1 protein-coding gene is annotated in these 255 nt (G+C 41.6%); it reads left to right on the top strand.

The features are described 5' to 3' along the window. A partial coding sequence (locus ACEN36_RS13160) for a reverse transcriptase domain-containing protein (RefSeq protein WP_407126914.1) occupies positions 1-255 on the top strand: 255 nt, incomplete at both ends.

Genomic DNA, 255 nt, shown 5'->3' with positions numbered 1-255 from the left:
GAGGGTTACGCTTCGTGCGATACGCAGATGACTGTATTATCTTCGTTAAAAGCGAATTCGCAGCAAGACGCGTGATGCGTTCGGTTACACGATATATTGAGGAAACTCTGGGTTTAACTGTTAATACAACTAAATCGAAAGTCATTAAACCAAGTGACCCAACCTTTAAATTTTTGGGATTTGGATTCTATTGGTCGAGAGCAGACAAAGGCTATCGAGCAAAGCCCCATGCCATATCAATCGAGACGTTTAAAT

Origin of the sequence: Desemzia sp. FAM 23989 (genome assembly GCF_045528345.1) — a bacterium.
Lineage (GTDB): Bacteria > Bacillota > Bacilli > Lactobacillales > Carnobacteriaceae > Desemzia.
This window is presented reverse-complemented; position numbering and strand designations above follow the sequence as displayed.